The sequence below is a fragment of the Sorangium sp. So ce145 genome (assembly GCF_051525985.1).
In the GTDB taxonomy this organism is placed as follows: domain Bacteria; phylum Myxococcota_A; class Polyangia; order Polyangiales; family Polyangiaceae; genus Sorangium; species Sorangium cellulosum_B.
This window is the reverse complement of sequence record NZ_CP150315.1, coordinates 10,236,554-10,254,802: the sequence shown is the minus strand read 5'-3', so window position 1 is coordinate 10,254,802 and position 18,249 is coordinate 10,236,554. Positions and strand designations below refer to the sequence as shown.

15 protein-coding genes are annotated in these 18,249 nt (G+C 71.5%); 6 read left to right on the top strand and 9 right to left on the bottom strand.

The annotated features are described in order from the left end of the window. Positions 1 to 5 precede the first annotated feature (5 nt). The 4 genes from WMF34_RS37985 to WMF34_RS37970 form a co-directional block, all read right to left on the bottom strand. On the bottom strand, positions 6 to 899 hold the full coding sequence (locus WMF34_RS37985) for a CAP domain-containing protein (RefSeq protein ID WP_437990856.1): 894 nt from the start codon (positions 897 to 899) through the stop codon (positions 6 to 8). 75 nt (positions 900 to 974) lie between these two features. Beyond that, positions 975 to 1,442 carry a hypothetical protein gene (locus WMF34_RS37980; RefSeq protein ID WP_437990855.1) on the bottom strand — a complete coding sequence of 156 codons (468 nt, stop codon included), beginning with the start codon at positions 1,440 to 1,442 and terminating at the stop codon, positions 975 to 977. 48 nt (positions 1,443 to 1,490) lie between these two features. After that, the gene (locus tag WMF34_RS37975; protein WP_012240085.1) at positions 1,491 to 2,015 is read right to left on the bottom strand and encodes a hemerythrin domain-containing protein; all 525 of its coding nucleotides are present in this window, start codon (positions 2,013 to 2,015) and stop codon (positions 1,491 to 1,493) included. Between the two features lie 179 nt (positions 2,016 to 2,194). Further along, the gene (locus WMF34_RS37970; RefSeq protein ID WP_012240084.1) at positions 2,195 to 2,422 is read right to left on the bottom strand and encodes a hypothetical protein; all 228 of its coding nucleotides are present in this window, start codon (positions 2,420 to 2,422) and stop codon (positions 2,195 to 2,197) included. A 281-nt stretch (positions 2,423 to 2,703) separates the two neighbouring features. Here WMF34_RS37970 and WMF34_RS37965 point away from each other — a divergent pair, with 281 nt between their 5' ends. Continuing rightward, on the top strand, positions 2,704 to 3,987 hold the full coding sequence (locus WMF34_RS37965; protein WP_012240083.1) for a hypothetical protein: 1,284 nt from the start codon (positions 2,704 to 2,706) through the stop codon (positions 3,985 to 3,987). Between the two features lie 18 nt (positions 3,988 to 4,005). On the opposite strand, the gene WMF34_RS37960 is transcribed toward WMF34_RS37965, so the two are convergent. The 3 genes from WMF34_RS37960 to WMF34_RS37950 form a co-directional block, all read right to left on the bottom strand. Then, positions 4,006 to 4,899 (bottom strand): class I SAM-dependent methyltransferase, encoded by an 894-nt coding sequence (locus WMF34_RS37960; protein WP_437990854.1) that lies wholly within the window; start codon positions 4,897 to 4,899, stop codon positions 4,006 to 4,008. Between the two features lie 193 nt (positions 4,900 to 5,092). Further along, positions 5,093 to 6,646: an AAA family ATPase gene (locus tag WMF34_RS37955; protein WP_437990853.1), complete on the bottom strand. Its 1,554-nt coding sequence runs from the start codon at positions 6,644 to 6,646 to the stop codon at positions 5,093 to 5,095. A gap of 322 nt (positions 6,647 to 6,968) precedes the next feature. Next, positions 6,969 to 7,676, bottom strand: coding sequence for a TVP38/TMEM64 family protein (locus tag WMF34_RS37950; protein ID WP_437990852.1), 708 nt, complete (start codon positions 7,674 to 7,676; stop codon positions 6,969 to 6,971). An 80-nt stretch (positions 7,677 to 7,756) separates the two neighbouring features. Between WMF34_RS37950 and WMF34_RS37945 the strand changes: the two genes are divergently transcribed. Further along, on the top strand, positions 7,757 to 8,491 hold the full coding sequence (locus tag WMF34_RS37945) for a TetR/AcrR family transcriptional regulator (RefSeq protein ID WP_437990851.1): 735 nt from the start codon (positions 7,757 to 7,759) through the stop codon (positions 8,489 to 8,491). A gap of 39 nt (positions 8,492 to 8,530) precedes the next feature. On the opposite strand, the gene WMF34_RS37940 is transcribed toward WMF34_RS37945, so the two are convergent. Continuing rightward, positions 8,531 to 8,803, bottom strand: coding sequence for a DUF2277 domain-containing protein (locus tag WMF34_RS37940; protein WP_012240078.1), 273 nt, complete (start codon positions 8,801 to 8,803; stop codon positions 8,531 to 8,533). A gap of 523 nt (positions 8,804 to 9,326) precedes the next feature. Between WMF34_RS37940 and WMF34_RS37935 the strand changes: the two genes are divergently transcribed. Further along, positions 9,327 to 12,101 (top strand): hypothetical protein, encoded by a 2,775-nt coding sequence (locus tag WMF34_RS37935; protein WP_437990850.1) that lies wholly within the window; start codon positions 9,327 to 9,329, stop codon positions 12,099 to 12,101. A gap of 92 nt (positions 12,102 to 12,193) precedes the next feature. Here the strand turns inward: WMF34_RS37935 and WMF34_RS37930 are convergent, their stop codons facing one another. Further along, positions 12,194 to 13,633, bottom strand: a complete 1,440-nt coding sequence (locus WMF34_RS37930; protein WP_437990849.1) for a PAS domain-containing protein — start codon at positions 13,631 to 13,633, stop codon at positions 12,194 to 12,196. A gap of 989 nt (positions 13,634 to 14,622) precedes the next feature. Here WMF34_RS37930 and WMF34_RS37925 point away from each other — a divergent pair. The 3 genes from WMF34_RS37925 to WMF34_RS37915 are packed head-to-tail and all read left to right on the top strand — an operon-like array spanning position 14,623 to position 18,231. After that, positions 14,623 to 16,182: a cation:proton antiporter gene (locus WMF34_RS37925; RefSeq protein WP_437990848.1), complete on the top strand. Its 1,560-nt coding sequence runs from the start codon at positions 14,623 to 14,625 to the stop codon at positions 16,180 to 16,182. Position 16,183: 1 nt separating this feature from the next. After that, positions 16,184 to 16,888: a potassium channel family protein gene (locus WMF34_RS37920; protein ID WP_012240074.1), complete on the top strand. Its 705-nt coding sequence runs from the start codon at positions 16,184 to 16,186 to the stop codon at positions 16,886 to 16,888. A 17-nt stretch (positions 16,889 to 16,905) separates the two neighbouring features. Further along, positions 16,906 to 18,231: a monooxygenase gene (locus WMF34_RS37915; protein WP_437990847.1), complete on the top strand. Its 1,326-nt coding sequence runs from the start codon at positions 16,906 to 16,908 to the stop codon at positions 18,229 to 18,231. Positions 18,232 to 18,249: the final 18 nt, after the last annotated feature.

Sequence of the window (18,249 nt, the reverse complement as noted above, 5' to 3'; positions counted from 1 at the left end):
GCCCGTCACCGGAAGTTCTGCACCGCCCAGACGCTGCCGTCCGGGAAGGTGTGGAACCCGCAAGCCACCTTCGTGAAGCGGGTGCTGCTCATGTTGATGAAGTGGCCGTGCTTCTCGAAATCCTCGCCCGGCCCCTCGTCCCACATGACCTGCAAACACGGGACGATCATCGATTCCGGCGGGCCATCCCACCCGGGGCACTCGTTCTGGGCGTTCTCCTTGCAAGCGCCGAACGCGCCGTGAAACTCGCCGGTGTTCCCGTCGGACTCGGCCTCTTCATCGGAGCACGACTCCGCCTCGACCCAGCGCGCGAGGGGCGGCAAGCCGAGCGTGGCGCGGTGCTGGTTGATCGTATCGACGCACAGCTGCGCCGCGCCGGTGGCGCCGCCCGAGCCCCCAGCGCCGCTCCCGGAGCCCTCGCCGCTCGAGCCTCCGGTGCCGGCCGTGGTCGAGGCCGTGGCCGAGCCCCCGCCGCCCTGCGCGGAGGAGCCGCCGGCGCCCTCGGCCGACGAGCCGCCGGCGCCCGCCGTGGCCGAGCCCCCAGCGCCGCCTGTGCCCTGCGCGGCCGAGCTGCTGGCGCCGCCGGCGCCCTCGCCGCTCGAGCCGCCCGCGCCTGCCGTGGCCGAGCCGCCGGTTCCCTGGGCAGACGAGCCGCCGGCGCCCCCGGTCGCCGCGCCGGACGAGCCGCCCGTGCCCGCCGCGGTCGAGCCGCCGCTGCTGGTGCTCGGTCCGCTGCCGGAGTCTCCCGGGTGGATCACGGCGCCGGCGCCGCTCGACGGCCCGCCGCCTTCGCCATCGAGCGACCCGTCGCCCACCTCACCGACGCAGCCCGACAGCACAGCACCGATGAACGTCGCGGCGAGCGCGACGGCGCATGAAGGAGTCCGAGGGTTAAGCATCCGTCGAGTCTATGGGGTATTCGACGCATGCTCAACATCGACCGATCCTGCTTCACTTTTGCATGCTTGATCGGTTCAGGCTCGATTGGCGGGCTTCCCGCGTGTCTGTGCGGAGAGAAGCGCGCGTGTCGCATGAATGTGTGTTCGTTTGCTTCGAATTCCACTCGTGCGAGACAGGACAGCCAGCGCACCGCGACCGGCTCTCAAATGTCGCCCGCGCGGGCCGGCGGCCCGGGGAAACTTGAACGCTCGCCGGGCCCTGGCCTCATCTTCTGCCGAGCGAGGCGCGCGGCGCCTCCGCTGGAGATAGACGATCGTCGCGCCGGCGAGCGCGTTCGCGACCATGAGCGAGTTCGTCGCCACGAAGACCCAGCTCTCGAGCATCCAGCTGTAGATGACGAACCCGATCGACGCGGCCAGCTGGCCGATGAAGAGCCACCTGGAGATGCCCTGGCTCGTCTTGCTCCTCCATTGCTTGTAGACCTGATTGCCGATGGTCAGCACGAGGATGCCAGAGCTGACCCAGCCGATCGCGTCTTTCATGTCTCACCGCCGGACCGCCGCGCGACCTCTCTCCTCGAGCGGGCCTCGTCAGGCCCGGGCCGCGCCGTTCGCGTGGCTCTCGTGGATCGCGCGGCTCGCCTGGTCCGCGGACGTCTTCTTGTAGCCCGCCGGCAGGAGCGTCTCGTAGCCCTCGGCCAGCCGCTGCTCGAACTCCGCCTTCATCGACCTGCCGAGCTCGCTGAGGCGCTTCTCGTCCACGGCCTTCTCGACCGCCGGGAAGAGCTCCTTCTCCTCCTCCTCGACGTGGTGCTGGATGAGCTCCTTCAGCGTCGTCACGCGCGCCTTGAACGAGAGATCGTCCGGGGAGGTCGAGAGCAGCCGCTTCAGCGCGAGCTCGGCGATGGCGTGCTCCTCGAAGCTCTCGAGGATCACGTCCTCCTTGATCTGCTGCACCGCGGGATAGAACGTCTCCTGCTCGATCGCCATGTGCGCGGCGAGCTCGTTGGCGAGCTCGGCGAGCACGGGCGCCGGATCCGATCTGCCGCTCTCGAGCTGCTTGAAGAGGGACTCCACCTTGCGATGCTGCTTCTCGAGCAATGACGTCGCTTTCATCTTCCTGCCTCCATGGTGCGCCGCGCCTCGGCGCGGCCGGGGTTGTTCGGGGTTCATCGCCGGCCGGGGCGATCTCGCGCGCGAGGCGCTCCGGCCAGCCTTGCTCACGAGGCGCAGCGAGGGGCGAGCGCACCGGCTCGCCCCTCGCTGCGCGAACGGCCCGAGATCGCTCGGGGCCGCTAGTCGGTCTTCTCCTCGATCTTGTCCCCCGCCTTCTCGGCCGCGTCGCCCGTCGACTCCGCGGCGTCCTTCGCCTCGTCCTTGACGTCGCGCGCGGCGTCGTCCACGGCCTCGCCCGCCTTCTCGGCAGGTCCCTCCGGCTGAGGCTTGCTGCCTCCGCAACCGATCACACCGACGCAACCGATGACCATGCTGCCCAGGAGCAGCGATCGAATCCCTGTTTTCACGGTATCCTCTCCTCCGCGCTCGACCATGTCAGCAATGCCTGGGCCAAACCGCGCCGAGCGCCCGCGCGTGCTCCTCGTCACCACACCCTCGGATCCGGGGATCGCGCCCCTGAGACACATCGCCTCGACCGTGGCGTCCTGCGACGCGCAATGGCCGCCCGCCCAGGATCCGGGAGGCGGGCGCTCTTGGCGCAGGGGCAGGGGAGGCCCCGCACCGCAGCGCGGGCGCCTCCGCTTGGCCTCCGCGGCGATCGGAGCAAGAATCCGCCCGGAACCGCGACATGACCCACGACTTCGCCAGCGCGCTCAGCGCCATCTTCACGGGCGAGCGAGCCCGCCTGCTGCACGTGATCGTGCCGGCACACGTCCACGGCCACACGCTGGCGCTGCTGCGGGCGCTCGGTGAAGCAGGCCCGGCGCCCCGTCCCGTCTGGGTCCTGGCCGATCCTGTCTACGGGCCCAGCCGCGGCTGGGCGGCCCGAGAGCGCTCGCTGTCGCGCGAGCTCGGCGCCCCGGCGGCGCTCGCGACGCCCGAGGACGGCCCGCTGCGCGAGCCGCTCGACGCCTTCGCCAGCGCCCTCGCGGCGCACGTCGCCGCCAGCGCCCCGGACGGGACCGCGGTCGTCGTGCTGGCGCCGCAGCACATCGACGACCCGCGCGCCTATGCCCGCGACCTCTTCTGGCTCGCGCATTGCCCCGACCTCGCGCTCGTGCGCTGGGTCCTCGTCGATCCTGCCCACTCGAGCGTCGGCGATCTGCTCGCGCGCCTCGGCGAGGGCGCGTCCCGCGTCGTGTGGCCGGAGGCCGACGGCGCGGCCATCGCCGATCTCGAGCGCGTGATCACCGATCTCTCGGCGCGCGGGCGGCGCCTCCCCGCCGATCTGGAGCTGCGCATCGCCGCCGAGTCGCCCCTCCGCGCGCCGGAGCTCCTCCCCGCGCGGCGCCTCCTGCACGAGGCGGACACGTGTTTTCACGCGGGGCGGCACGCCGACGCCGCGCAGCTCCAGCAGCAAGCCGAGGAGATGCTGGCGAGCCGGGGGCTGGCCGAGGAGGCCGTCCACATCGCCATGCAGCGCGCGCGCTCGCTGATCGCGGCGGGCGTGGTCGAGGAGGGGCATCGGGTGTTCGTCGCCGCGCTGAAGGAGGCGGAGCGGCGCGGCCTGTTCGCGATCGTCCCCGAGGCCTACGCCTCGCTCGGCAGCCTGCACAGCAAGCAGCGCCGCTTCCTAGACGCGTCGGAGGCGTACGCGCGCGCGGGAGAGCTCGCGAACCGCCGCGGGAGCCACGAGTTCGCGGCGGACATGCACCGCTGCTCCGGCCACGCGGCGCTCAACGCCGACATGCCGGACGCCGCGGCGACGGCGTGGCGGCGGGCCTTCGAGCTGCTCGGCTCCGTGGCCCCGATGGTCGGCGCGCTGGAGAAGCCCCAGCAGATCGTCGTGCTCGGGCTCTCCCTTGCCGACGTCTTCGAGGAGCACGGCAACCTCCCGGCCGCGCGCGGGCTGCGGGGGCACGCCGAGGCCATCGAGACCCGCCACCCGCGGCGCTCCGCGACGTGGAGCTGAGGCGCGGCGCCGGCCGGGTCAGGCCGGCGGGCGCGCGGGCGGCGGGGCAGCGCCCGGGCCGGGCCGCTCGGCGACGAGGAGCCGGGTGTTCGTGGCCGGGTTGGACGGCGCGAACGGGGCTCCGAACTGCCGGGCCCAGTCCGCTGGGCCCGTGTCGCGCAGCGCCCGGAACCCGGCCCGCTCGACCTCCGCGAGCATCACCTCGCGCCGGCGCAGGCCGATGAGCGGCTCGCTCCAGAGCCACGTGAGCAGGCGGAGGATGCGCTGCGGCCGGCGCGATTCGGGGGGTTCCATGTAGTACACGAGGAGGACGCTGCCCGGCGCCGAGGCGTCGGCGAGCGCCCGCAGCGTGGACCGCAGCGCCTCGTCCGACAGGTACATCACCACCCCCTCCCAGACCCACGCGGTCGGCTCGTCGGATCGATGGCCGGCGGCCGAGAGGCCCGCGGCGAGCGCGTCGCGCTCGAAGTTGACGGGCACGTAGGTCAGCTGCTCCACGAGCGGCGGCAGTCCCGCCGCCTTGCGCCGCTTGAAGGCCTGCGTCGCCGGGTGATCGATCTCGAAGAACCGGGTCGCCGAGAGCGCCTTCATCCGGAAAGCGCGCGTGTCGAGCCCCGCCCCCAGGCTCGCGACCTGGCGGCACCCGAGCGCCACCGCGCGCTCGAGCTCGATGTCGATGGCCATCACGCGCAGCGGGACCGCGGAGAGCCGGCCCAGGGCGCGCGCGCGCTTCGCGGGGTCCAGGCGCCGGAGCCGGCGCGCGAACAGCGCCAGCGCGGCGCTCCACCGGCGCGACAGCAGCCGGTGGACGACCGGATCCTCGAAGCCCGGGACATCGGTCAGGCCCTGGTCCGCGAGCGCCCGGATGAGGGCGACGATGAATGCCGTCTGGCTGGGGCGACGCTCACGCATGCCTCGTGCATAGCCTCCGGCGGCGGGCTTTCAACGCGCGAGGCCCTGGGCCGCGGCCCCGCGGCGCGGTGACGCGAGGAAATTTCGTCGATTCCGGTTCATCGATCCCGACCCGGCAGCTCCGAGCGGCGCCGTCGCCGTCCAGGCCGGACACGGGGCGGAGCGGCTCGGTGGTCATCGCCCCAGCGCGGCCTCAACACCCCACGAGGCGGACCGTCTTTCCCCCGTGCGCCACCTCGCGCACGAACAGCTTCTCTGCCCACGATCGCTCCTTGCGCAGGTCGAACATCACGAGCCACCCCTCGCCGAGCCCCGCGTGCTCCAGGTACCGCGCCACCTGATCGAGCGCCTCGGCCTCGGTCTCGGTGTCGCGGCGGACCTTCACCTCGATGGCGTGGCGCTCCTCGCGCCAGCAGATCATCAGGTCGAGCGCGCCGCGCCCGAGCCCGTACTCGCGCTCCACCCGTCCACCGCCGTTCACGACCCGCTGCAAGAAGGCCATCAGCATCAGGTGCGGCCCGGCCTCGCGGTAGCCGAACCCCTCGGCGGCGAGGTGGCCGTCCTTGCGCCAGAACGCTTGCCAGTCGGTGAAGAGCTTGCCCATGTCGAGCGAGCCGTCCGGGTTGACGTAAGCGGCGGGCTCGGCCGGGATCTGCGCCTGGCGAATGAACGTGAGCGCCCGAGGGACGACCTCGCGATAGATCGGATTCGCGATCTCGAAGCGCCCGCCGTGGAAGCGGATCAGGCCCAGGCCGAGGACGTAGGAGAAATCGTCATCGAGCACATCGCTGTCCGTTTGCGTGCCGGCCAGCATGGGATCGAGCACGCGCCGCACCCGGGGCTCGCGCAGCCGGGCGATGAGCGAGTCGATGTGCGAGCGGCGCTCCAGGATGAGCGTCTCCTTGGCCGCCTCGACGTGGGCTGTCGTGATCGGGACGGCGCGGTCCTCCACGTCGCGGCGGACGATCTGGTCGGCCATCGCGCTGGTCAGCCATGGGTGGCCCTGTCCCAGCTCCCAGATCCGCCGCACCGCCTCGGGCTCGAAGCGCTGTCCGGTCGCGGCGGTGTGCTGCGCGAGCAGCTCGGCGACCTCGGCCTCGGTGAAGGGGCCGAGCGTCGTCGCCTCGGCGGTGATGTTGAACGGCGACGTCGTGCCCAGCCACGCGACCGCGCGCCGCTCCTCCAGGGCGAGCGCGTAGTCGCGCACCTGGCGCTGGCCGATGAGGGCCACGCTGGAGGGGAACGGGATCCGGCTCCGGTCGAGGTAGCCCTGCCGGAGCTGGGTCAGGAACGAGACCATCGCCGCCCCCACGAGCCCATCCGCCTCGTCGAAGAGCACGACCAGCGGCCTGTCGCTGCGCGCCGCGAGATCGCGCAGGTAGCGCAGGACGAAGGTGCTCGCCGGATCGACGCGGCGGACGTCGTCCGCGGGGCGGCCGAGGTCGGGCAGGTCGCGGTCGACCGCGGTGTCGAGCGCGTAGAGGACGGCCTCGAAGGCCTTCGCCGGATCGGGCTCTTCGCGGGCGATCTGGACGTCGACCCAGACGGCGCCGAGGTCGCCCTTGTGGTTCAGGTGCTCGGCGAGCCAGCGGGCGCTGGTGGTCTTGCCCGTCTGGCGGCCGGCGTGGAGCGTGAAGTACCTGCGTTCCTCGATCGCATCGAGCACCGGCCCGAGCCGGCGCTCGGGCGGCAGCATGTAGTGCTCGCCGGGGATGCAGGGGCCAGCGATGTTGAACGAGAGCTTCACGGGCGAAAGCTACCACGCGAGGGGCGGCCCAGCGGTCGGGCCGCGAGGCTGGCTCGCCTCCGGTCGAGCGGCCGCCCTCGCTCGCGCCGTCCGTGGCGGTCGGGACTCCCGTGCTCGGATCAGCCGCCCGTGGTGTCGATGAACCGCATGTCGCGCCCGCTGCGCTCGGGCTCCTCGGGCGGCTCCCACATGTCGCTCGCCAGCTCGAACATGTCCGGTGGAACCACCATGGAAAACGTCTCGCCCTTCTCGCGGTTGCGCTGCTCGACCCGCTCGCGACGCAATTTCGCGGGAGACAGGGCCTCTCGTGATGCCAAGAGTGTCAGGAGGGGACGACGCCGCGCCTGGAGCAGCGCCTGGCCAGCCATGAAAGGACCATGACGGCCACCGCGGCGGCGCCCATTCCGGCCCACGCCGACGGGGGTGCGTCGCGCAGGGCGTCGAAGACCCGTTGGCCGAAATAGGCAGTCGCCAGGAGCGGCAGGGCGTACCCGGCCAGCGAGCCCCAGAAATGCGTCCAGAAGCGCACCCCGGAGACGCCGAAGAAGACGTGGAGCATGGGCGGCATCCAGAGGACAAGGCGGAGCACGAACACCGTCAGGAACGCCCGCCGCTTCAGGGCCTCATCGTAGGCGCGAAAGCGCGCCGGCACACGCGCTGCGACCCAGTCGCGGGCGACGAAGCGCGCGAACGAGAAGCCCACGACGCTCGCCGCCATGGTGCCCGCCATCGAGAGCGCGAACGCCACCGGCCAGGGCCAGATGAGCGGCGCCGCCAGGATGAACACCGTGCCCGGCACGCCGAACGGCTGGAGCGCGGCGTACGCCAGGACGAACGCGACATACCCCCACGGCCCGAGCGAGAGGAGCGCCTGCTTGATGCGCGCCGGCTCGCCGAAGATCTCGAACAGCCCCATGCGCTGCGCGACGACGAGGAGCACGGCGGCCGCGGCGACCACGCCGATCTTCACCCCCCGGCGGGCGCGGGAGGGAGAGCGCGCGGGATCGGCCGGGGAGGCGGGCTGGCGCACCCGACGTACCTGACAGCCCACCTGCGCACCGTCAAGGCTCCTGTTGACAATTTGGTCTACTATTGTCAATATTGACCATCGTGAACGAGGGCGGCCCGAGCTCCACCGACAGACCCGCCGAGGATCTGCGCCGCCGCAAGCTGATGGACGCGGCGTTCACGGTGTTCCTGCGCTTCGGCTTCCGGAAGACGTCGATGGACGAGGTCGCGCGCGCGGCGGGCGTCTCGCGGCAGGGCCTCTACCTCCACTTCGCCACGAAGGAAGAGCTCTTCCGCGCGTCCGTGGAGCACTTCTTCGACACCGCGCTCGCCGCGGCCGCGGCCGCGCTCGCCGACGCGGAGCGCCCCCTGGAGGAGCGGCTCGTGGCCGCGTTCGACGCGTGGGTCGGCCGGTTCGTCGGCGCGCTCGGGGCCGACGCGGCGGATCTCTCGACCGCCGCGAGCGAGCTCGTCGGCCCCCTCGTCGCCGAGCACGAGGGGCGGTTCGTCGAGGCCGTGGCCGAGGCCTTGCGCGCCTCCGGGCTCGCGGCCGCCTACGAGCCCGCGGGGGTCACCGGGCGCCAGCTCGCGGACACCCTGGTTTCCTCGGCGCGCGGCCTGAAGCACGGCGCCGCGACGCGCGAGGCCTTCCTCGAGGGCATGGCCATCGCCGCGCGCGTTGTGTGCTTGCCGGAGCGGCGCGCCCGGGAGGCGAGGGCGGGGCAATCACCGCAGGCGGCGCCATCACGGCAAGGAGAGCCGTCCGCGCCGGGCCCTCGCCGCGAGGGCAAGGGCCGCGGCAGCGCGGCGCGCAAGGCGCGCGGCACGGCGCGATAGCCGGAGGGTCAGCCGAGCTCGGCGCGGCGGCCCCGCGCCTCAGCCGCGGCTGAAGCGCAGCCGCGAGCGCTCGCGCGCCTTGGTCGCCTCGATCTCGCGGTCCCGCGGCGCGGCGGTCGTGGACAGCGACGCCATCAGCACGCGCGCCGCGGCCGCGACGTCCTCCACGGCCTGCGCGAACGCCGCTTCGTTGGCCTGCGACGGCCGGTTGAAGCCGCTCAGCTTCCGCACGAACTGCAGCGACGCCGCCCGGATCTCCTCCTCCGTCGCCGGCGGCTCGAAGTTGAACAGCGTCCTGATGTTCCGGCACATGGCGATCTCCCGAGGCTCGATGTGTACGGGGGACGATCCTAGTCTCGAGCCGCGCCGGCGGTCCAGGCGCTCCGCGCGGCGGCGATGAGCACGGGGACGCCTGCCAGCAACAAGAATCCAACGGCCCTTCGATCCACGCGAGACGTCCTCCACGCCACGCGCGCGGCGTGCGCGGCGCCGCTCTCCTTCTCCTATGGGTCTCTATCGGCCCTGGCGGCGAGCTGCTCTCGCGGCGCGCCAGCGCCTCCGCTGGCGCACACCACAGTCGTTGACGCGGCCACCGTGTAGGCAGTTCGCGCATACACGCGGCGAGACACACGACGAGACACGCGGCGAGATCGCGGCGAGATACGCGGCGAGACACTCGACAAAAGCGACACGGCCGCATCACGACATCACCCTTGTTGGCTGCCCAACAGGGAGCACACCAGCGGCATCAGGAAGTTCTTGATTCCTCAAGGATAACCGTGCACTTCTACACTGAGGAGTCCTTTTGCCAAAGCCCCCTGGCAAGGAGGTCGGTATGCGCCCACATCGTGCACTGCGCTCCCAGAATCGCCTGCTCTCCACCGCCGCCACGCTCGTTTGCCTCGCTGTCGGAGCAAGCGCGGAGGCGGCTCCGTCGTACACCCTCTTCGAGAGCGGTCAGGTCCGACCGCTCGCGCTGTCACCAAGCCGAAACCTGCTCTTCGCGGCCAATACACCCGACAATCGTCTGGAGATATTCTACGTCTCGTCGGGTGGTCTGACACACATTTCATCCGTGACCGTCGGCCTGGAGCCCGTCGCTGTCGCCGCGCGGAACGACGGCGAGGTGTGGGTCGTCAATCACCTCTCCGATAGCGTCAGCGTCGTCGACGTCTCGTTTCCCTTGCGGCCGCGGGTCGTGCGCACGCTCCTCGTCGGGGACGAGCCGCGGGACATCGTCTTCGGCGGTCCCGGGCGGTCGCGCGCGTTCATCACCGCCGCCCACCGCGGCCAGAACGCGCCGTTCGATCCGCAGCTGACGACGCCCGGGGTCGGCCGCGCCGACGTGTGGGTGTTCAACGCGAGCGCCGTCGCGACCCAGTCATCGCTCGGAGGCACGCCCCTCACGATCCTCTCCTTCTTCACCGACACGCCGAGGGCGCTCGCGGTCAGCCCGGACGGGACCTCGGTGTACGCCGCCGGCTTCCACACCGGCAACCGCACGACCGCCGTGCACCGCGCGATCGTGGAGGACGAAGGTGGGATGCTGCCGCCGTTCACGAATTACCTCGGGGAGCCGCAGCTGACGACGTCGCTCATCGTCCAGCACGACGGGACCCACTGGGTCGACGCCGGGGGCAACCCCTGGGACGACTCGGTCATGTTCTCGCTGCCCGACAAGGACGTCTTCGTCATCGACGCCACGGCCAATCCCCCTGTCCAGCGGCCCGGCAGCGCCGGCTACTTCACCGGCGTCGGGACCGTCCTCTACAACATGGTCGTCAACCCGGCGAACGGGAAGGTCTACGTCTCCAACACCGAGGCGTTCAACCTCGATCGCTTCGAGGGCCCGGGCACCTTCGCCGGCACGAGCGTCCGGGGACACCTGCACGAGAGCCGGATCTCCGTGCTCGGCAGCGGCGGCTCGGTCCTGCCGCGGCACCTGAACAAACACATCGATTACTCGACGTGCTGCGCTCCGGTGCCCAACGCCGAGAACGCGAAGAGCCTGGCCACGCCGGTCGACATGGCGGTGACGAGCGACGGATCGAAGCTCTACGTCGCGGCGTTCGGGTCGAGCAAGGTCGGGGTCTTCCAGACGGCCCAGATCGAGAATGACACCTTCACGCCGAGCCTCGCGAGCCAGATCCAGGTCACCGGCGGCGGGCCGAGCGGGCTAGCGCTCGATCAGCCGCGCGGCCGCCTGTACGTGCTCACGCGCTTCGACAACTCCATCTCGATCGTCAACACGTCCACGAACGCCGAGACGGCGCACATCCCCCTCCACAACCCCGAGCCGGAGAGCGTGGTCCGCGGGCGGCGGTTCCTCCATGACGCGAGCTTCTCGTCGGCTCACGGCGACTCGTCGTGCGCGAGCTGCCACGTCTTCGGCGACGTCGATAGCCTGGCATGGGACCTCGGCAACCCCGACGGGGACACCGTGACGAACCCTGGGCCGTTCACGAACATCAACCCGCCGTTCCCCGCCGACACCTCGCTGAAGCCCATGAAAGGGCCGATGACGACCCAGAGCCTGCGCGGCATGGCCAACCACGGCCCGATGCACTGGCGCGGCGACCGCACGGGCGGCAACGACGCGTCCACCGCGCAGCCGGACAGCGGGGCCTTCGACGAGCGCGCGGCATTCGAGAAATTCCAGGGCGGCTTCACCAACCTGCTCGGCCGGCACGCGCCCATCCCCGACGAGGACATGGAGGCGTTCACGGACTTCATCCTCCAGCTCTCGTATCCGCCGAACCCGATCCGGAACCTGGACAACTCGCTGAACACCGATCAACAGGCCGGGCGCGATCACTTCTTCCGCGAAGGCGGCGCCGGGACCTTCTCGTGCAATTCCTGCCATACCCTGGACCCGGATGGGAACGCCGGTAGCAGCGAATTCCCTGGCTTCTTCGGGACGGACGGCGCGAGCATCGGCCAGGAGAACGGCCAGAGCTTCAAGATCCCCCACCTGCGCAACATGTACCAGAAGGTCGGCATGTTCGGCATGGCCCCTGTCCCGAGCCTCTTCCACCTGGGAGACAACGACTTCAAGGGCGACCAGATTCGCGGCTTCGGGTTCATGCACGACGGCGTGATGGACACGCTCTTCCGCTTCCACCAGGCGATCGGGTTCGAGCAGAGCGAGTTCTCGCCGAACGGCTTCCCGCCCGGCGCGCCCGGCGAGCTCCTCCGCGAGCAGGCCGTGGAGTACATGCTCGCGTTCGACACGAACCTCGCCCCCATCGTCGGGCAGCAGGTCACGCTCGGCTCGCACAACGCCACGGCGGCCTGGCCGCGCATCGACCTGCTCCGCCAGCGCGCCGAGGTAGGGGAGTGCGACCTCGTGGCGAAGCTCCCGTTCCTCCTCGAGGAGACCGGCCTCCTCTATATCGGAGGTGGCCAGTTCACCACGGCGCGGGCCGCGGCCCCGCCCTTGAGCGATCTCGTCCTGCGCTCGCTCGCCGCGCTCACCGGGCACCCGGTGACGTACACCTGCGTGCCGCCGGGCTCGGGCACGCGCATCGGCATCGACCGCGACGGCGACGGGTTCCTCGACGGCGATGAGTGCGACGCGGGCACGGATCCCGCGGATCCGACGAGCCACTGAGTCAGCTGACTCGAGCCAGCGCCGCGCCGCGCTCCACGCGGCGCGGCCGGCGCGGCGCCCCAGCCGCGCTCCACACGGCGCGGCGCCTCGCCTCAGCGGCGACGCGCGCCCATGCACCAGCGCAGCGCTTCCTTCAGGCTGCGCAGCGTCTTGACCTGCGAGAGATCGAAGCCGAGGCCGACCATCGTCTGCGCGACCGGCGGGCGAATGCCGGTGACCACGCCCTTGCAGCCGAGCAGCGTCAATCCATTGATGATCTTGATGAGGTGCTGCGCCGTCGTCGTGTCGACCGAGTCGAGCCCGGTGAGGTCGAGGATGGCGAAGGCGGATTGCTTCTCCACCACGCTCGCGAGCAGCGACTCCATCACCATCGCCGCGCGATCCGCGTCGACCGAGCCGATCAAGGGGACGATGAGCACGTCCTGCCAGACCTCGATGATGGGGCTCGACAGCCGCGCGATCGACTCCTGCTGATCCTGCGTGAGCCGCAGCTGCTCCCGCAGCTGCTGCTCGACGCGGAGCTGCTGCGTGATGTCCTCGCAGATGGCGCCGACGCCGGTCGTCTCCCCGAGGACGTCCTTCTGCGGAACGAACCTCGTCCGCCAGATCCTGTCTCGCCGGACCTGCTCGACCTGCGCGATCTCCCCGGAGAGGGCGTGCTCGAAGGCCGCGCGCACGTCCTCGGTGTCGCCGCACAGCTCGCGCATGTGCTTGCCCAGCTCGCCTCGCTCCGTACAACCGATCTGCGCGAGCGCCCCGCCCTGCGCGATCACGCAGAGGCCGGCCCTGTCGAACGCCAGGATGGCGATGGGCATGCTGTCGATGCAAGCGCGGAGCAGCTCTCCCTTGACGGCGAGCCTGACATCGTCGGCCAGGTTGATGCCGAACGTCTGGACGCCCACGATCTCGCCGTCATCGTCCCGGCGGGGCGCGTAGTGCACGATCCAGTGCACGCCCCCGGCCACGGTGTCCGTGCGGACCGGCTCCCCCTCGAGGACGCGCTTGCACAGGCCCATGATCTCCGCGTCCGCGCCGTAGAGATCGAACATGTTCATTCCGACGAGCTGATGTCGCTTGAGCCCCATGCTCTCGAGCCCGTTGCCGTCGGAGACACGGAGCGTGCCTGCCCGATCGCACCACCAGACGATCGCATCCATCGTCTGGAACACGTCGACGAGGATGCGCGCCTGGTCCTCCCACTCCCGGCGATCGGGCTTCACGGCGGCCCAGAGCGCCGTGTCGTCGGCTCGCCACAGCGTCCAGTGCAGCGGGACGCTCTCCCCGCGGGCGCCCACGACGCGCGCCGCGGCGGAGGCGCTGCCCGCGGCGGCGAGCACGCCGGTGATCCGGGCTGACAGCTCGCCCCGATCGTCCTCGTGAACGCGCTCGAGGAGCCGCCCGGACGGGCCAACGCAGCGCTCCCAGGCCGCGTTGCACGCCACCACCTCCCCCGCGCTGGAGAGCAACGCCAGCGGTGTGGGTGTGCCGTCGAGCAGTGTCTTACACGAGAGCGAAGCGAGCCTGTCGTCCATTGAATCCTTGCAGGAGGCCAGAAGCGACGACCCTCGGCGCGCCAGCCCCAGGCTTCTCACGGTGGGTGAACAAACGCGCTGTGGGCGCCGTCACGACACCGGGTGTGAAGAGGTGGGATGCTGCTCGGATTCTCGGCGCTGGGGTCATCGAGCCTGGCACCATGGCGAACCGTAACGTGGTGATATCATTTGAGGGCGCCGAGACGCCAGCCTCATCGCTAGACGCGCCGCGGCGGATCGAGGCCCGGCGCGGCGCTCGGGGGGCGCACGTACATCCGCCGAGAGGTCGGCCTGGAGCTCGCCGCGTGGAGAGGGAGAGCGGCCGCCGCTGCATGGCCGCCGAGCGCGAGGCGGACGCGCGGACACTGGCGGTGACGTGCGCTGGCGGAGGTCGTTTAACGCGTCGCGCTCGCCTTGTCGTGCGCGCCAGCGCGCGTTGCTAGAGACCTGCCGAATGGAACCCGAAGGCCACGAGTGACTCGCTGACTCGGACCCGAGTTTCCGACGACTCCATCCTTGCGAGCGCCTCATCAGCGTCGTGCAGGGCCTCTCGCTGGCCCGCGACCTCCGGGCGATCATGCGGATTGTCGATCGGGCCGCCCGCGACCTCACGAATTCACCGGGAGGCGGGGAGGAGAATCCAACCGATCTCCCCGTCTCCCTGCTCAAAATTCCCGCCAAGAAAGGTGAGCAAGATGCGGGGATTGCTCCACGACGAGGAAGTGGTGCCGTCGTCGATGTCGTGTGATGTGATCTATCGATATCGCACCTCTTCCCTGGCGGCCGAGCGAGAGGCGCGCAGGCGCGCGCACGCGAGGCCGCGCGCCTCTCGCTCGGCCGCCCGGCGATGCCTCTCGCGTCTTGCGATTCCGGAGGCGATCATGTAGCGCAGGATCCACGGTGAGCTCTCTCGCAGACCCCGTGCACATCGCGACGCGCCCGCCGCGGGCGCCCCCCCTCGGGCTCGTGCCGCGGCCGCGAGGTGCCTCATGAGGGAGCGGCTCGAGAGCTTGCTCCTCGTCCTGGCCGTCGGCTCGGCGGTCGCGATTGGGGCGAAGCGCATCGCGATTCCCTACAACGTCGCGCTCGTGCTCGTGGGGCTGCTGCTCGTCGTCGTCGACGTGCTCCCGAAGGCGCCGATGGACCCGGAGGTCATCCTCATCGCGTTCCTCCCGGTGCTCGTGTTCGAGGGCGCCCTGTTCGCCGACGCGGACAGCCTGAGGAGCGCGAGCCGGCCGATCCTCGCGCTCGCCGTGCCGGGCGTGCTCATCTCGCTGCTCGGCACCGCCGCGGTGGCGACGCAGCTGCTCGCGCTCCCGTTCGCGGCGGCGCTCCTCCTCGGCGCGCTGCTCTCGATCACCGACACCGTGAGCGTGCTGCTCGCCTTCCGCAGCGTCCGCGTGCCGCACCGGCTCGCGGCCATCATGGAAGGCGAGAGCCTCTTCAACGACGGCACGGCGCTCGTGCTCGTGGTGCTCGCGTCGCAGGTCCTCGCGAGCGGCACCTTCGACGGCGCCGAGACCTTCCGCGCGCTCGCCCTGGCCATGGTCGGCGGCGCGGCCGTCGGGGGCGCGTTCGGCGCCGTCGGCGCGTCCCTCCTCCGCCGCACGCCGGATCACCTGACCGCGATCCTCGCCTCCATCGTGCTCGTCTTCGCCACGGCCCTGCTCGCCGAGCGGCTCCACGCCTCGCCGGTCATCGCCGTCGTGGTCCTCGGGGTGATCGTCGGCAAGGCCGCGCGCCGCATCCTCGAGCCCTCGCGCGTGCTCGCGCTCCAGGGCTTCTGGGAGACGAGCGGCTTCTGCCTCAACGTGGTGCTCTTCGAGCTCGTCGGCATGCAGATCCAGGCGGACATGCTCGTGCGCGAGGCGGCGTCCATCGGCCTCGCGCTGATCGCCCTGCACGGGGGCAGGGCGGTGGCCGTCTACGGCTGCTTCGGCGTGCTCCGGGCGCTCACGGGCGAGCTCGTGCCCTTCCGCTGGCAGCACGTGATGCTGGTCGGCAACATCAAGGGCGCGCTGTCGATGGCGGCGGTCCTCAGCCTCCCGAGCGGCCTGCCGTACCGCGACCGCCTGATCACGATCGTCTTCGGCGTGACCTTCGTCACGCTGGTCGCGCAGGCGCTGCCGTTCGCTCGGCTGCTCAAGTTCCTGCGGGTCGCGATCCCGACGGCGGACAGCGCGCTCGACGCCGCGAAGGCCACGCTCATCGCGGCGCGGCGCGGCCAGTCCGAGCTCGACGATCTGCTCGCGGCGGGCCTCGTGTCCCGCAAGGAGCACGCCGAGCGCCGCGCCGCGTTCCAGCGGCAGGTCATCCACGCGGAGGTGGCGCTCCAGACGCCGCAGGGCGAGGTGGTCCGCGACCACCTCACCGATCTCGCCCTCCTCTCGGCGCAGAAGGCGGCGGTGCTCGACGCGGCGAGGCGCGGCCTCATCGCCGCCGACACCGCGCACGCCCACGTGAACCGGATCGACAGGGCCATGGTCGAGCTCCCCGGCGGACATGCGGCGCCCGGCGCGAACCCTCACGAGCACGAAGGAGAGAGCTGACATGCGCGTTCTCATCGCGGGCGCCGGGCGCGCGGGGCTCAGCGTCGCGGTCCACCTCGCGAAGATGGGCCACGACGTGACGACCGTCGATCGCGACGAGTCGATCGCCAACAGCGCGTTCGAGCGGCACGGCCTCGTCTCGCTCGTGGGCGACGCGACCGACGCCGGGCTCCTCCAGGAGGCCGAGGTGGCGCGCGCCGACGTGGTGGTGGCGATGCTCCGCCGCGACGCCGACAACCTCGCGGTGGCGCTCCTCGCGCAGGCCGGGGGGGCCAAGCGCGTCATGGTGCGCATGCGGGACCCCGCCTACCGGAGCGTGTACGTCCGCGCGGGCGTGGACCAGATCCTCTCCGAGATCGACGTCTTCATCGGCGCGATGGCCACCGCCATCGAGCACCCGGGCGTCCGCCACGCCATGGTGCTCGGCGCCGGCGAGTCGGTCGCGTTCGAGCTCGACGTCCCGGTCGACTCGGTGATCGCGGGCCGCACGGTGAGCACCATCGCGGGCAGCGCCAGCTTCCCTTCGTCGTGCGTCTTCGCCGGCGTCTACCGCCCGGATGGCCGCGTCGAGGCGCCGCGCGGCTCGTCCGTCGTCGCGGGGGGCGCCACGGTGCTCCTCGTGGCCGCGCGTGATGAGCTCACCGAGGTCATCGCGTTCTTCCTCCGGCGCGAGCCCGCGAGCGGCGGGGGCAACGAGCGCCGCTGACACGAGGCAGGTGTTTTATGACGAGGTGCGCGGGGACCACGGGCTCATGGGCATGGCTTGCGGCGGCGCTGGCCGTCCTCTCTGCCTGCGGCGGCGATGACGCCGGGGCCGCGGCGGGCGGCGGCGTCCAGGCCGCCGTCTCGTACTACCGGGACGTCAAACCCATCTTCGACGCGCGGTGCGCGGGGTGCCACAGCGACGGCGGCGTCGCGCCGTTCTCGCTCGAGGGCCACGAGACCGCGGCGTCCTGGGCCGCGCCCATCAAGCGGGCCGTCGTCGAGCGCACGATGCCCCCCTGGCCGGCCGACAACCGCTGCGCCGAGTACGTGGGCGACCGTTCCCTGTCCGAGCAGCAGATCCAGACCATCGCCGCGTGGGTCGACGGCGGCGCGGCCGTGGGCGATCCGGCGGACGAGGGCCCGCCGATCGACCCGCCGGCGAGCGCCGCGCTCGCTCGTGTGGACCGGACGCTCGAGATGCCGGTCGAGTACACCCCGCAGACGGGGCCCGACGAGTACCGCTGCTTCGTGATCGACTGGCCGGAGGATGCCGTGCGGTACGTCACCGGCTTCGGGATCAGGCCCGGCGAGCAGCGCGTCGTCCACCACGTGATCGCCTTCATCGCGGCGCCGGACCAGCTCGCCGAGCTCGACGCCCTCGACGCGGCCGACCCGGGCCCGGGTTATCCCTGCTACGGCGGCCCTGGGCTCAAGCCGCGCTGGCTCGGCGGCTGGGTGCCCGGCGGCGGGAGCATGATCTTCCCGCAGGGCGCGGGCACCCGGATCGAGCCTGGCTCCAGGCTGATCATGCAGGTCCACTACAACACGCTGGCGGCGGGCAAGCTGCCGGATCGCACCGCGATCGACGTGACGCTGGAGAGCTCGGTCGAGCGGGAGGGCACGATGCAGCCGTGGGCGAACCCGGCCTGGCTCACCGGCGACTCCATGCTGATCCCTGCCCTGGAGAGCGACGTCGTCCACCGCTGGGGGGCCGATCCCTCGCGGGCGCTCGCGGGCAGCGAGCCGATCGAGATCCACTGGGTGGGCCTCCACATGCACACGCTCGGCACGCGCGCGCGCCTCGAGATCGAGCGCGCGGGCGGCGGCTCGGAGTGTGTGCTCGATATCCCGCGCTGGGACTTCCACTGGCAGGGAAACTACAAGCTCGCCGAGCCCAAGGTGCTCGAGCCGGGCGACAAGCTGTCGATCGAGTGCCACTGGGACAACACGCCCGAGAAGCAGCCGATCATCGACGGACAGCCGCGGGTCCCCGGGGATGTCGTCTGGGGAGAGGGCACGACCGACGAGATGTGCCTCGGCACGTTCTACATGACCGGGCGCTGAGCGCGGGCTTGCCTGAAG